Annotated in this window: 11 protein-coding genes; 5 read left to right on the forward strand and 6 right to left on the reverse strand. The window is 59.1% G+C overall.

Features of this window, described 5'->3' with window-relative positions; translation table 11 throughout:
- Nucleotides 1-4: 4 nt before the first annotated feature.
- The 3 genes from EI290_RS15345 to lipB form a co-directional block, all read right to left on the reverse strand.
- The gene (locus EI290_RS15345; protein ID WP_246008969.1) at nt 5-1072 is read right to left on the reverse strand and encodes an MraY family glycosyltransferase; all 1068 of its coding nucleotides are present in this window, start codon (nt 1070-1072) and stop codon (nt 5-7) included.
- 66 nt (nt 1073-1138) lie between these two features.
- On the reverse strand, nt 1139-1552 hold the full coding sequence (locus EI290_RS15350; RefSeq protein ID WP_125432180.1) for a hypothetical protein: 414 nt from the start codon (nt 1550-1552) through the stop codon (nt 1139-1141).
- The gene (gene lipB / locus EI290_RS15355) at nt 1549-2355 is read right to left on the reverse strand and encodes a lipoyl(octanoyl) transferase LipB (RefSeq protein ID WP_125432182.1); all 807 of its coding nucleotides are present in this window, start codon (nt 2353-2355) and stop codon (nt 1549-1551) included. The genes EI290_RS15350 and lipB overlap by 4 nt, the downstream gene beginning before the upstream one ends.
- Nucleotides 2356-2621: 266 nt before the next feature.
- On the opposite strand from lipB, the gene EI290_RS15360 reads away from it, so the two are divergent.
- Nucleotides 2622-2981 carry a YraN family protein gene (locus tag EI290_RS15360; protein ID WP_125432184.1) on the forward strand — a complete coding sequence of 120 codons (360 nt, stop codon included), beginning with the start codon at nt 2622-2624 and terminating at the stop codon, nt 2979-2981.
- A 33-nt stretch (nt 2982-3014) separates the two neighbouring features.
- Here EI290_RS15360 and EI290_RS15365 read toward each other — a convergent pair whose 3' ends face one another.
- The 3 genes from EI290_RS15365 to EI290_RS15375 all read right to left on the reverse strand — a co-directional run bounded on the left by EI290_RS15365 (nt 3015) and on the right by EI290_RS15375 (nt 6655).
- Entirely contained in the window at nt 3015-3953 is a 939-nt protein-coding gene (locus tag EI290_RS15365; protein ID WP_148103647.1) for a toxin-antitoxin system YwqK family antitoxin, read from the reverse strand.
- A gap of 309 nt (nt 3954-4262) precedes the next feature.
- Complete coding sequence (gene htpG, locus EI290_RS15370) at nt 4263-6095, reverse strand: molecular chaperone HtpG (protein WP_125432188.1); 1833 nt, start codon at nt 6093-6095, stop codon at nt 4263-4265.
- 137 nt (nt 6096-6232) lie between these two features.
- Entirely contained in the window at nt 6233-6655 is a 423-nt protein-coding gene (locus tag EI290_RS15375; protein WP_125432190.1) for an STAS/SEC14 domain-containing protein, read from the reverse strand.
- Between the two features lie 584 nt (nt 6656-7239).
- Here EI290_RS15375 and EI290_RS15380 point away from each other — a divergent pair.
- From EI290_RS15380 to EI290_RS15395, 4 genes are all read left to right on the forward strand, one after another.
- The gene (locus EI290_RS15380; protein WP_125432192.1) at nt 7240-7584 is read left to right on the forward strand and encodes a hypothetical protein; all 345 of its coding nucleotides are present in this window, start codon (nt 7240-7242) and stop codon (nt 7582-7584) included.
- A 162-nt stretch (nt 7585-7746) separates the two neighbouring features.
- Nucleotides 7747-10188 carry a TonB-dependent receptor gene (locus EI290_RS15385; protein ID WP_125432194.1) on the forward strand — a complete coding sequence of 814 codons (2442 nt, stop codon included), beginning with the start codon at nt 7747-7749 and terminating at the stop codon, nt 10186-10188.
- A gap of 105 nt (nt 10189-10293) precedes the next feature.
- A complete protein-coding gene (locus EI290_RS15390; RefSeq protein WP_125432196.1) occupies nt 10294-10851 on the forward strand; it encodes a hypothetical protein in 558 nt (185 codons plus the stop codon).
- A 275-nt stretch (nt 10852-11126) separates the two neighbouring features.
- Nucleotides 11127-13586, forward strand: a complete 2460-nt coding sequence (locus EI290_RS15395; RefSeq protein WP_125432198.1) for a TonB-dependent receptor — start codon at nt 11127-11129, stop codon at nt 13584-13586.
- Nucleotides 13587-13596 lie beyond the last annotated feature (10 nt).

A 13596-nucleotide genomic window follows, 5' to 3' on the forward strand; every position in this document is an offset into this window, starting at 1 on the left:
GAAGTTAGGAGGCCACCCGCTGCCGCTCGGCCCGGCTGTGGTATACGCCCAGGAACACGCTCAGCAGCAAGGAAAAGGCTATCAGCATGACAATAAGCAGCGTATTGCCGAGGTAGGCGAAGTTGATGACAAAAAGAATGACCACAATATTCAGTAGCCCCAGCAGAATAACCGTTCCAATCTGTTGGAAGCCCATAGCCAGGATGCGGTGATGCACGTGGTTTTTGTCGGGAGAAAAAGGCGAGCGGCCCGCCATCATCCGGACAATAAACACGCGGAGCGTATCAAACAGCGGTACAAACAGAATGCCTACGGCCACCGAGGGCGCCGAAGACCCGAACGGCTGCCCCACTTTCAACCCCATCTCAATGAACTGAATGGTGAGGATGGATACGATAAAACCGCACACCAAAGAGCCAGTATCCCCCATGAAGATACTGGCTTTGTGGAAGTTATAGCGCAAAAATCCCAGAATACCACCCACTACACACACGGACACGAACACGTAGTTCTGGAAGGCGTCGCCGCCGTAGCGGTAGAAATAATAGCCAAACGTACTGACGATAATCAGCACGATAGAGCCCGCCAGCCCGTCCAAGCCGTCGATGAGGTTGATGGCATTAGTAATGCCCACAATGGCGAAAAATGTGAAGGCGTAGCTGATACCAATGGGCAGCTCCTGAATACCCAGAATACCCTGAAAGCTGGTAATACGCACGTCGGCCATAATCATGACCACTCCCGTAGCTAATAACTGACCTACAAATTTCTTGGCTACCGAAATACTTACCAAGTCATCTTTCAGCCCCACAAAAAACAAGACGATGCACCCGGCCAACAGCTGCTGCACCCCGTTGTTGAGAGGCGCAAAGATGGTAAGGGCTGACATGAAGCCGGCAAAAACGGCCACTCCGCCCAGGCGGGGCGTCAGGGACTCGTGCACGGTACGCACATTAGGCGTATCGAGCATGTTCTTCAGGTGGGCGATATAAATAATGGACGGGACGGCAAACAGCGCCACCAGAAACGCCCATAGGGAGGACAAACCCAACTGAATTCCGAGTGCATTCATTGCGGTTCGGCTGTTTTTGGAAATGTGTTCCGACCTGGCGGAGACAGATGAAATGCAAAGATACGACTAGCTATGCAGTACCCCAGGCCGCGCAAGTAAGGCAATGTGCGTGAGGTTGTCGGGGGTGATGGAGTCGGGCACGAAGATGAACTTCTTATCAAACACCTGCCGCCCCACGTAATAGCTCACCCAATATTGGTTGTTAAGGTGAAACAGGCCAGGGTCAATAGGCTCGACGGCCACAGCGGCCTGTTCCGGTACGGTGAGCAGGGAATGGCGCAGCGTGGAGGTACGCACGGGCTGGCCATCCGGAGCCGTGCCGTAGCCGTTGGAGCTGACGATGACGTTTTCCAGCTCATGGTCGTTGTGGTTGAGCAGGTATACCTGCCAGCCAGGCTGGCCTTCCAGGGCAACGTTTTCATCGGGTACTACCGCAATAGAAACACCTTCTACCGGGTCGAATACAATATCCTTTTTCATGCAGCAGAGTCAGAAGTTGTGCGGGCTCCAAACAACTGGGCTATATGCGGCACCAGACGCGCCTGCACTTCCGCAAGGGGCACCTGGTAACCCAGCTCCTGCGCCAGAGAGGTAACCGCTTTATCGGTAATGCCACAAGGCACAATGTGGCCGAAATAAGACAAGTCGGTGTTTACATTGAGGGCAAAACCGTGCATGGTAACCCAGCGGCTGCACTTCACGCCCATGGCGCAAATCTTCCGGGGGTTGGGTGCGCCTTCTGCAAAATCAAGCCATACACCGGTCAGGCCCGCAATACGTCCGGCCACCACGCCATAGTCGGCCAGGGTCAGAATAACGACTTCCTCCAACAGCCGCAGGTAGCGGTGAATATCGGTGAAGAAGTTGTCGAGGTCGAAGATGGGGTAGCCCACCAACTGGCCGGGGCCATGGTAGGTAATGTCGCCGCCGCGGTTGATGCGGTGGAAGGTAGCCGCATGCTGAGCCAGGCCCGCTTCGTCCAGCAGCAAATGTTCAGGTTTACCGCTTTTACCCAGGGTGTACACATGCGGATGCTCACACAGCAGCAGGTAGTTGGGCGTTGGCTCCAGAGGCTGCCCCGCCTCCTGCGCTGCCCGATTACGGGTTTTGAGAGCCAGTGTATCGGCCAGCAGCTGCTCCTGCAGGTCCCAGGCCGGCTGATATGCTACCAGGCCCAGCGGGCGTACCAGTATCGCACGGTTTTGCTCCGGAGCAGGGGATGCGCCTGGCTCCGGAGCAAGAGCCGCTGGAGCTGGACTTACGCAGGCAGAATATATATCCATAGGTTCAGGTCGAAAAAGCCCTGCTTCTGCTCCGATTAGCTGACTGCCTGGACAGGCGGCCGGATATCACCTAAGCCCTCCTATACCTCACGCAGGAAAGTTCGGATCAGGCCCGTAATACCAGGCTCACTCAAACTCAACAAACTATTACCAAAAAGCTAGTTGCCAGCGGTGCAAAAGCGCACAAAGGTACTAGTTTTAGCGCCAACCGTATCCGGTACCAGAGAGTTCATCCCGCTTACCTTCTGCTTTACTGAGATTTTCTGATGTCCATTCCAGCCCATGAGCTTGGCCATGCCGGTGAGGAGGCCGCCTTACGTCACTTGCTGGCTAATGGCTACGAGCTGGTGCACCGCAACTACCGATACCGCCGGGCCGAAGTGGACCTAGTAATGCGCCTAGGGCAGGAACTATTGGTGATTGTGGAAGTAAAAGCGCGTTCCTCTTCCCAGTATGGATACCCTGAAGAATTCGTGACGGAACGGAAGCGCCAGTTGCTGCGGCTGGCGGCGGAACAGCTGCAGGAGGAGCTGCACTGGACCGGCGACCTTCGGTTTGATGTTATTGCCCTGGCTCCCGTTTCCAACGGTTTACAGCTGGAGCATTTTCAGGATGCATTCTGGTAAGCAGTGGGCTGACCGGCCGGTAAAGTTATCGGGTTACCGTCGGCTGCCCGGACGCGAATTATCCGGCTTATCCCGGTTGTCGAGCTTATCCTTTTCGTAAATGAGCACCCCGTTGCGGTTGTACTCCTTTACCAGTACCGGCTCGGTTACTTCCGGGTCGAAGCCCGACTCGCCGTACTGGTACTCGTAATGGCGGCGGTTGCGGAAGCCCCAGTATTTGGTCCAGTCGCCAACCCGCTTGCCGTTTTCAAACTGTCCCTCCCAGTCGCGCTGGCCATTTTCCAGATAGCGCACGTAATCACCTTCCAACTTGCCATTGAGGTAGGGAATCACCTCTTTTACTTGTTTCTGGCCGGCATCGTAATACGTAATGTTGGCATCCCGGGGGAAACCCATTTCGTAATGAGTTTTGGACAGCAGGATATTATCCTTGTTGAACCGCTCCCAGCGCAAATGGCGCGTACCCAGCGCGAAGTAGCCAGTTTCGACCACTTTGCCGCCCTGTAGCTTTTTGTACGGCCCATGCAGCACCTTATCGGTGGCCGGATTAAGCTCCGTACTGGCCTTGAATATCTTGCGTTTGCGGGGGTTGAAATAGTAGCGGGCCGGAGCAAACGGATTGGGTTGCTGGAAGGCGCGCAGGTAGTAGAATATTTCTATCACCTGATTTTTCCCCTTGGGCCCTGATTTTACATAACCCTTCTTTATCCGCTCGCCCAGGAAAATATTCTTCTTCTTTTTCGGCTTGCGCTGGGCCGCTTTTTCCTTCTCCTTAGCCGCTCTTTCCTGCTCCTTGGTCATGTTCACTCGCTTGGCAACCAAAGAGGGCGCTTTGGTTGTGTCGGCGGCAGTGGCCAGGGTATCGGGGGCAGCCATGGCGGCAGCCTCGTCGGGGCGGCTGTTAAAGGAAACGGTTTTGTGCGAACAGGCCCCGGCCAGCCACAGCCCCGGCAACAGAAGAAATAAACGCAACAGACGCATCAAAGTATCAGGCAGGATTCGGAGCATCGAACGTAAAGATACGGGGATTTGGTGCCCTGCTGCGGCGGGAAGGTGGTCGGTTGGTGGGTATACAGCCATCTGCTAGATTTTGTGCCTTGGAGCTATGCTCCGACTCACCATCCGAAGGTACTCACCCATGAGGCAAGGCAGCTTACGATACGGTCCATGGAACAACTAAACTATGGAATACGCCTGCTGTACCACGCATCTAAAACAAAACCCTGGCAACCAGAGCGGCCAGGGTTTTGTACTGCTTAAAACTCTACAAACTTTCTAGGACTATTCGGCGGCCAGCAAATCGGCACTACGCTTCACAAACGCCGTTAATGCCTCGCCTTTCAACAAGCCCTGAGCCAGCAGTGCCAAGTCGAAAGCCTGCCGGGCCAGCTTGCTGCCCGCATCACTTTCGGCATTCAGCACACGCTGAGCCACCGGATGATTGGCATTCACGCTAACGGTGTAAGTATCGGGGAAATTGCCGAACATCTGCATACCTCCTCCGCCACCGGCCCGCTGCATATCCTTCATGCGACGCATGAACTCGGGCAAGGTAATGATAACCGGGGCATCCTGGGGCGAAAGAGCATCTACCTGCACGTGCATATGCTCGTTGCTGATGGCCTGTTTGAACACCTCCCCCAGTTTGGTTTTGTCCTCCTCGCTCAGCATGCTTTCCGTCGCCTCTTCCTTTTCAATGAGTTTGCTGACGGTATCGGCGTCTACGCGCTTAAAGGTGGTTTTTTCCAGCTTCTGCTCCAACTGCCCAATAAAGTGGGCGTCGAGTGGGCCGTTCAATTCCAGCACATCGTAGCCCCGGTCCTGGGCGGCCTGCACGAAGCCGTGCTGGGCCTCAGCATCGGTAGTGTAGAGAATAACGGTCTGGCCGTTTTTGTCCTGCTGATTGGCCTGCACAAACTCCTGATACTCGGGCAGTGTGAATAGCTTGCCGGCCACGTTTTGTACCAAAGCAAAGTCTTTGGCTTTGTCGTAGAACTTCTCATCCGACAGCATCCCGTACTTCACGAACAGGCCGATGTCAGACCACTTCTGCTCGTAGCCGGTGCGGTCCTTGCGGAACAGCTCGCTGAGCTTGTCGGCCACCTTTTTGGTGATGTATTGGTTGATTTTGCGCACCGCTGCATCGGCCTGCAGGAAGCTGCGCGACACGTTCAGCGGAATATCGGGTGAGTCAATCACGCCGTGCAGCAGCATCAGGAACTCGGGCACCACATCCTTCACCTCATCCGTAATAAACACCTGGCGGGAATACAGCTGAATTTTATTGCGCTGGAACTGAAGTTCATCCTTCACCTTGGGGAAATACAGAATACCCGTCAGGTTAAAAGGATAATCCACGTTCAGGTGAATCCAGAACAGCGGGGGCTCCGAGAAGGGATACAGCTCCTGGTAGAATTTGGTATAGTCCTCATCCGTCAGCTCCGAGGGCTGTTTGGTCCAGATAGGCTGAGTTTGGTTGATAACCTCCCCCTCAAACTCAATTTCGATGGGCAGGAACTTGCAGTATTTCGTCAGGATGCCCTTCAAGCGCTGCGACTCCAGAAACTCATCGGAGTCCTCAGCTACGTGCAGTACCACATCGGTGCCCCGGTCGGCCTTCTCGGTGGTTTCCAGGCTGAACTCCGTGCTACCATCGCACACCCAGTGGGCGGCCTCAGTATCCTCTTTGTAGCTCCTGGAGAAAATTTCGACTTCCTTGGCCACCATAAAAGCGGAGTAGAAACCCAACCCGAACTGCCCGATGATCTGGTCCTTGGCGGCGGCGTCCTTCTCCTTGTACTTCTCCACAAACTCGGTGGCTCCGGAGAAGGCAATCTGATTGATGTACTTCTTGATTTCCTCGGCCGTCATGCCCAGGCCCCGGTCCGATATGGTGATAGTGCGGGCTTCCTTATCTACGCTTACTTTCACCTTCAGCTCGCCCAGCTCGCCCTTGAACTCTCCCAACTGGCCCAGGCTCTTTAGTTTCTGGGTGGCGTCCACGGCATTGCTGACCAGTTCCCGCAGGAAAATTTCATGGTCAGAATACAGAAATTTCTTGATGATGGGGAAGATATTCTCCGTGTGAATTGAGATGCTACCTTTCTCTTGCATAACGAAGTAAGAAGGGGGTGGATGAAAACGACATCGGACGATATGCCAGCCAAGCAGCCGGTTAACCGTGCGTTTCGGCGGTTTCAAACCCCGTTCCAACCTGCCTACGGCTGTCAGTTTGACAGCGCTTAGCCTACTTAAGCAGGCTGGTCTGCCTGGTTAAGCTGAACCGTTTGCAAGCGGCGTTGCCACTCCTGTTGCAGGTGCTCAACCAAGGTCTCATTGGCATTGGTGAGCCAATCCAGCGCGGCGGGCACATCCGAGAAAAACTGAATGTCGGCCCGGCTATGGCGGCGGCCATCGGCCAGAATACTTTCAACCACCAACTGGTTATGCAGGCTAACGGGCAGCACCAAGGCCACCTCCCGAATGTGCAATGTGGCGAAGCGCGGTAGCCAGTGCTCACTTAGCCAACCCTGCTCATCAATGCCTACCAGTGGCAGATTGGATACATCGGCCAGCCAGCGCTTTACGTGCTGCTGCCGGGAATAGTGAACCAGGTGTTCGAAGGCTGCCCGGAAGCTGCTGTTTGTGATGGAGCCCTGCCAATCCCAGCGCAAAATCTGCAGGGAAGGCTCCCATTGAGTTAAGAGAGAGTTGAACGCACGCACCATAGCAGCCTCGACCCGCCAGTAGCGGCTGACCGGGCTACGAAACTACTGATGTCCTCCCGGCTGGGATGGGCAATTCGCTCGTCCGGAGTATTTCCTCGCCCAACCCAGGTATTTGCTGGGCTGAGTATCAGGCGGCTGCTTTTACCGGCAAAACCCACTCATTGGCAGCCAGATACGCCCCGGATAACGTTTTGCAGGACCGAATGCTCTCCCGGCGATAAGCAAAACGCCCTGGGCGGTACCCGAAGGATGGCTTGGCACTGCTGGTCATACAAACAACTGCTCTGAGGTGCCAGGCACAGCTTTATGGGCCGCCGGGCGAATAAGCTGGGCTACCTGCCGTAGCACCCTCATGGTTAGCTTCTTCATACGAGTATGCAAAAAATGATCCGCCGCAAAATTCGGCAGTGGTTGTTGCCTGAGGGTTGCGAGGCGGTTATGGTTTCGTGATGCCAGAATTTTTTTGAATCAATAAAAATCAACATTCAGTTTTCCGGTTACCTTTGCCCGTCTTCGACACATTGTTGCAAATGCGTGCTCTTCGTTCCCGGCTGGCTTTGGTGCTGCTCCTGTGCTTTGTGCGGGTGCTGCTGCCGGATGCGTGGGTACTAGCCTTGCACCAACATGAGCACACCACCGAGGAACCAACCCAGGCGGTAGGCTGGCCCAAGGGAAAAGCGCTGGTTTCGGCCAAGCACCAGCACTGCGAAGCAGATCAGTTTTTTAAGTCGGCCTTCGAACCCACTACCACCCTGCCTTTGGGGGTTCTGGCAGCGGCCGTTTTTGCCCAGCCCGCTCCCCACAGCCTGCCGCTTGCCTGGCATTGCCTGCCCCGGCTTACGGCCGACCTGCGCGGTCCGCCCAGTCTGGGCTAAACGCGGATAACCCTGTGTGCTGCTGCGGGCCACCCTTACCGGGGCGGCGCCTGCCTGTGAAGTTGGATGAGAGCGTACCCGCTGCCGGAGCCCTGCCCGCTCCCGGCAGCTTATGAGCACATGGGTTGGTTTACCTGACCACGGGCAGTTCCTCTCTTTCCTATGTTTTTTTGTGCTCCGGGCCATTCCCGGGGCCGTTGCGCTGGCCTGGGGCTGGTGGCGGCGCTGCTCAGCGTGCTGCCCCGGTTACTGTGGGCCCAGGCTCCGGCTCCGGCTTGCGCCCTGCTCCTGAGTGGCCGCGTGCAGGACCATGAGTCGCGCGGCGCGTTGGCGGGTGCTACGGTGGTGGTGCTGGAAACCCGGCAGGCCACCCAAACCGAACCCGACGGCCACTACCACCTCGACCACCTCTGCCCCGGCACTTACCATGTGCAGGTAAGCTTTGTGGGGTTTGCGGCCGAAGTGGTAGAAGTGCGCCTGACGGCTGCCGCGTACCGGGACTTCCGCCTGCACCCCGATGCCGTAGCTCTGAAAGGAGCCGTGGTAAACGGGCAGCGGGCGGCCGCGCCCACTACCCAGGCCACGGCCACGCTCACCGAAAAGGACTTGCAGCAAACCCGGGGGCAAACGCTGGGCGAGGCGCTGCAGAAGGTAAACGGCGTAACGGCCCTGCAAACCGGGCCCGGCATCTTCAAGCCCATGATTCATGGCCTGCACTCCAACCGCGTGACCATTCTCAACAACGGAGTGCGCCAGGAAGGCCAGCAGTGGGGCCAGGAGCACGGGCCGGAAATCGACCCGTTTCTGGCCTCCCAGCTGACGGTGGTGAAGGGCGCGGCCAGTGTGCGCTACGGCTCCGATGCCATTGGGGGCGTGGTGCTGGTGCAGCCCCGTCCCCTCCGCGACTCGGTGGGCACGGGGGCAGAATTGAACCTGGTAGGCATGAGCAACAACGGACTGGGCGCGGCCTCGGGCCTGGTGGAGGGCAACCTGCGCCGCCTGCCGGCCCTGAGCTGGCGGGCCCAGGGCACCGTGCGCAAGGCCGGCACCATGCGCGCCCCGGGCTATTACCTGAGAAACTCGGGGTTTGAGGAGGGCAACTTCTCGGGTAGCCTGGGCTGGCGCCAGCCCACGTACGGGGTGGAGGTTTTCTACAGTCAGTTCAACACCCGCATCGGTATTCTGCCGGCGGCGCACGTGGGCAACCAGCAGGATTTTCTGCTGGCCGTGGCCCGGAACCGGCCCCTGGAAACCAGCGGCTTTACTTACACTATTGAGCGGGCCTACCAGCAAGTGCAGCACCAGGTGTTCAAGGTGAGCGGCTTTGTGAAAACCGGCAATGCGGGCCGCCTCAGCACCACCGTGGCCCAGCAGCTGGACGGGCGCGACGAATACGACAAGTACCGCCCCCGCAACGACAACCGCGCCGCCCTTAATCGGCCCGAGCTGAGCTACACCAACCGCACGACCACCGCCGAGCTACTGTGGGAACACCGGCCCTGGCACCGCTTTACGGGCAGTGTGGGCGTGGCCGGCACTTATCAGTTCAACCGCTACCCCGATGGCAGCCGGCAGTTCATCCCCTTCTACACCAACTACACCGGCGGGATGTTCTGGCTGGAGCAGTGGCAGCAGGGCAAGTGGCTGCTGGAAGGCGGCCTGCGCCTGGACCGGCGCGACCTGCAGGTAAAGCGCGCGACCCGCACGGGCGGCGTGTTTGGCGTGGCAGCATCCCGGTTTCAGTACACTACCCCGGCGGCCTCGCTGGGAGCTGTGTACGATGCCACTGCCCACCTGACGCTACGACTGGCCTCGGGCCTGACGCGGCGGGCCCCAGCCGCCAATGAGCGGTTCAGCGACGGAGTGCACAACGCGCAGTATGAGCTGGGCTACGACCTGGTGCCCGGCAACGACCCGGCCGTACCCGAAACCGCCCTCAACCTGGGCCTGACCGCCACCTTCCACGACAACCCCCGCCTGAATGGGGAGCTGACCGTGTACCAGACGCGCATCCTCAACTTTCTGTACCAGTCGCCCATTTTGCCGCCGGTGGTGAGCATTCGGGGGGTGCTGGCGAGTTGGCAGTTCCGGCAGACCAACGCTACCCTACGCGGCCTGGATGTGAGTGGGTCCTACGTGCTGGGCCCGCAGTGGCAGCTGGGCGGTAAAGTGGCCGTGGTGCGGGGCCTCGACACCAGCCAGGACGAGTGGCTCATCTTTATGCCCGCCGACCGGGCCGAGCTAAGCCTGCGCTACAACCTGATGAACCGCGCCGGCCGCCGCCTCCAGAACAGTTACGTGCAGGCCCTGGGCACCGGCGTGGCCCGCCAGACCCGGGTGCCGCGCAATTACGCCGCGCGAGATTACCGGGAGCCCCCGGCCGGCTACGGGCTGCTCAGTCTGGAAGCGGGTACCACGCTGTACTGGGGCCGCCTGCCGCTGGAGCTGAGCGTGGCGGGCAGCAACCTGCTCAACCAGCGCTACCGTGACTACCTGAACCGTTACCGCTACTTCGCCGATGAAATGGGGCGCAACCTGACGCTGCGCCTGCGCCTGCGCCTGCCGCTGGAACTCAGCCACGCCCGGCCAACTACCACGCCCTAGCGCATCAGCGGCCAGCTTTTCCGGCGCTTTCCCTTTTTCAAATTACCAGTAGTCTTTCTCCTTTCTGATTCCCCTTCATTTCATCATTCATCTTCTTTTGACAGCATGAAAAACCTGCTTTTCCGTTCCGCTTTCCTGGCCGCGCTGGCTGCTGCCCCGGTGTTTACCAGCTGCTCCGACGACAACGACACGCCCACGCCCGACGATGACAATGAGCAAATTACCACGGTGCGCTACGAGCTGACGCCCGTGAATGGCGGCAGCACCCTCACGGCCCAGTACCGCGACGTGGATGGGGACGGGGGAGCCGCCCCGGTTATCAGCGGCCTGACGCTGGCAGCCAACACCACGTACACTGGCAAAATCGTGCTGCTCGATGAAACCAAGACGCCGGCTGAGGACATATCGGCGGAGGTAAAGCAGGAGGCCGATGAGCACCTGCTGGTGTTTACGCCCACGGGCGTGAACCTAACCGTAACCCGCACCGACAAAGACAAGAACAACTTGGAAGTAGGCCTGGAAACGCGCCTGCAAACGGCTGCGGCCTCCGCCACGGCGGGCACCTTGCGCGTAGCCCTGCGCCACCAGCCCGGCACCAAAAACGGCACCGCTACCCCCGGCGACACGGACGTGGAAGTTGATTTCCCGGTTGTGGTGAAATAGTGAACTGGTGAGATGGTGAGTTTGATGTTTGGGTGATACTCGCGTCGTACGGCGCAGTGGCGCAAGCGGTAGGTCAAACTCACCAACTCACCAATTCTCTATATCACCAGGAGGGGCTGGCTGCAAACGGCTTCTCCACCCTTTTTCTCCCGTTTTGGTTGTGGAGAATTTTCAGGAAGACACCGGCTTTTGGTCGGTGTTTTCTTTCGTTTTCAGCTGAATGCAGCTTTCAGGCCGCGTTTTCCGTTCATTGCCAGCGTGTAATTTGCGTTTCTATGTCCCGACCCCTACTTACTACCGGCCTGCTGCTCCTGGCTGCCCACGCCCTGGCCCAGACCGCGCCGGTTGTGCCGGCTCCGGCTGCGGCGGTTCCGGCCCGTTCCACCCGCGCCGCCACTCCCGTTACTGGCCGCGTTACTGATGCCACTACCGGCCAGGCCCTGCCCGGCGCCACCGTGGTGTTTCCCGACCTCAAGCAAGCCACCGCCACCGATGCCGAGGGCAATTTTCGGTTTGCCAACCTGCCGCGGGGGCGCTTCCTGATGCAGGTGCGCTTTGTGGGCTACACCACCGTGGTGCGCACCGTGGATACCAGCGCGGGCGCGGCCCTGGAAGCTGCCCTTACGCCGGCGGAAACCGAAATTGGGCAGGTGGTGGTAACGGGCGTATCAGCTAGTACAGAGATGCGCCGCTCCCCGGTGCCTACCTCCGTGGTAGACCAGACCCGCCTGCGCCAGGCAGCGGCCACCAACGCCGTGGATGCCCTGGCCCACACGCCCGGCCTCAACCAGATTACCACCGGCGCGGCCATCAGCAAGCCGGTTATCCGGGGGCTGGGCGCCAACCGCGTGATTACGCTCAACAACGGCAGTAAGCAGGAGGGCCAACAGTGGGGCGACGAGCACGGCATCGAAATCGACGAGTACAGCATTGACAGGGCCGAAATCATCAAAGGGCCCGGCTCCTTATTATATGGCTCCGATGGGTTGGCCGGCGTCATCAACTTTCTGGCCCCCGACCCGGTGGAGGACGGCCGGGTGCTGGGCTCCGTAACGGCCAACTACCAAACCAACAACTACCAGCAGGGCTATTCCCTGTGGAATGCGGGCAACCTAGGCGGCTTCAACTGGCAGGTGCGGGGCTCGGGCAAAGTAGCCGCCGACTACCGCAACCCCTACGATGGGCGGGTGTACAACTCGGGTTTCCGGGAGCTGAACGGCAGCGGCTACGTGGGCCTCAACAAAAGCTGGGGCTACTCCCACCTCACCGTCAGCTCCTTCAACCAGATTCTGGGCCTGATTGAGGGCGAGCGGGACTCCACCTCGGGCCGGTTTACGCGGGTAAGCGGCCTGGGCGAAACGCAGTTGGTCACGGGCAGCGGCTTTTCGGGCTACGGCCTGGATGTGCCTCGCCAGCGAATTAACCACCTGCGCGTTGGTACCGATAACAACTTTGTGCTGGGCCAGCACCGGGTTACGCTCAACGTGAACTGGCAGCAGAACCTGCGCCGGGAGTTCGGCAACCCCGCGGATTACTACGAGAAGTCCCTGTTCTTTCAGCTGCGCACCGTGGATTACGCCCTGCGCTGGTACCTGCCCGAAATCCAGGGCTGGAACACCACCGTGGGCGCCAGCGGTATGGTGCAGGAAAACCAGAACAAGGGCGTGGAGTTCCTGATTCCGGCCTACCGCCTCTGGGACGGGGGCCTGTTCGGCGTTACGCGCAAAAGCTTCGGCAAGCTGGATGTGAGCGGAGGCCTGCGCTATGATTTGCGCCGCATTACGGCCGACGCGCTTTACCTGAACGACGAGGAGCAGCCCGTACCCACCGGCCAGGGTGAGGAGAAATTTCCGGGCTTCCGGAGCACGTTCCGCAACGTGAGCGGGAGCGTGGGCGGGGCATACAACCTGAGCGAGCAGTGGCTGATAAAGGCCAATGCGGCCCGGGGTTTTCGGGCCCCTAACATTGCCGAGCTGGGTTCCAACGGTATTCACGAGGGCACCGTGCGCTACGAAATCGGGGAACCAGGCCTGAAGGCCGAAACCAGCTTCCAGCTGGACGGGGGCCTGAGCTTCATTTCGGACCACGTAAGCCTCTCGGCCGATGTGTTCCGCAACCGCATCAACAACTACATCTTCCCCCGGGCCCTCACCACGCCCACCGGCCAGGATTCGGTATCGGCGGAGGGGGACCGGGTGTTCCGCTACGGGCAGGGCGATGCACGCCTGGCTGGGGGCGAAGTCAGCCTGGATATTCATCCTCACCCCCTGGACTGGCTGCACTTTGAAAATTCGTTTTCCATGGTACGGGCCGTGCAGCTGGAGCAGCCGGCCGGGCAGCGCCACCTGCCCTTCATCCCCGCCGACCGGCTGCAGTCGGAGCTGCGGGTGAACTTCCGGAAAGTGGGCACCTCCCGACTGCGCAACCTGTACGCGCGCACCACGCTGGAGCACAACTTCCGCCAGAACCGCATCTTCTCGGCCTTCGATACCGAAACGGCCACGCCCGGCTATACGCTGGTGCACGCCGGCCTGGGCACCGACGTGGTATCGGCCAAAGACCGCACGCTGTTCTCGGTGTTTCTGGCGGCCAACAACCTGTTTGATGTGGCCTACCAAAACCATCTGAGCCGGCTGAAGTATACCGCTGTAAACTATGCAACGGGCCGGGCGGGTGTGTTCAACATGGGCCGCACCCTGAGCGTGAAACTGATTGTGCCGTTGTCGTTTAAGTAGTTGGATGAAG

The sequence above is a fragment of the Hymenobacter metallilatus genome (assembly GCF_003944705.1).
GTDB classification, from domain to species: Bacteria; Bacteroidota; Bacteroidia; order Cytophagales; family Hymenobacteraceae; genus Hymenobacter; species Hymenobacter metallilatus.

What these genes read in the sequence shown, in the direction of transcription:
- EI290_RS15345 (WP_246008969.1), bottom strand. Translation starts at nt 1,072, where the DNA reads ATGAATGCACTCGGAATTCAGTTGGGTTTGTCCTCCCTATGGGCGTTT.
- EI290_RS15350 (WP_125432180.1), bottom strand. Translation starts at nt 1,552, where the DNA reads ATGAAAAAGGATATTGTATTCGACCCGGTAGAAGGTGTTTCTATTGCG.
- lipB (WP_125432182.1), bottom strand. Translation starts at nt 2,355, where the DNA reads ATGGATATATATTCTGCCTGCGTAAGTCCAGCTCCAGCGGCTCTTGCT.
- EI290_RS15360 (WP_125432184.1), top strand. Translation starts at nt 2,622, where the DNA reads ATGTCCATTCCAGCCCATGAGCTTGGCCATGCCGGTGAGGAGGCCGCC.
- htpG (WP_125432188.1), bottom strand. Translation starts at nt 6,095, where the DNA reads ATGCAAGAGAAAGGTAGCATCTCAATTCACACGGAGAATATCTTCCCC.
- EI290_RS15380 (WP_125432192.1), top strand. Translation starts at nt 7,240, where the DNA reads ATGCGTGCTCTTCGTTCCCGGCTGGCTTTGGTGCTGCTCCTGTGCTTT.
- EI290_RS15385 (WP_125432194.1), top strand. Translation starts at nt 7,747, where the DNA reads ATGTTTTTTTGTGCTCCGGGCCATTCCCGGGGCCGTTGCGCTGGCCTG.
- EI290_RS15390 (WP_125432196.1), top strand. Translation starts at nt 10,294, where the DNA reads ATGAAAAACCTGCTTTTCCGTTCCGCTTTCCTGGCCGCGCTGGCTGCT.
- EI290_RS15395 (WP_125432198.1), top strand. Translation starts at nt 11,127, where the DNA reads ATGTCCCGACCCCTACTTACTACCGGCCTGCTGCTCCTGGCTGCCCAC.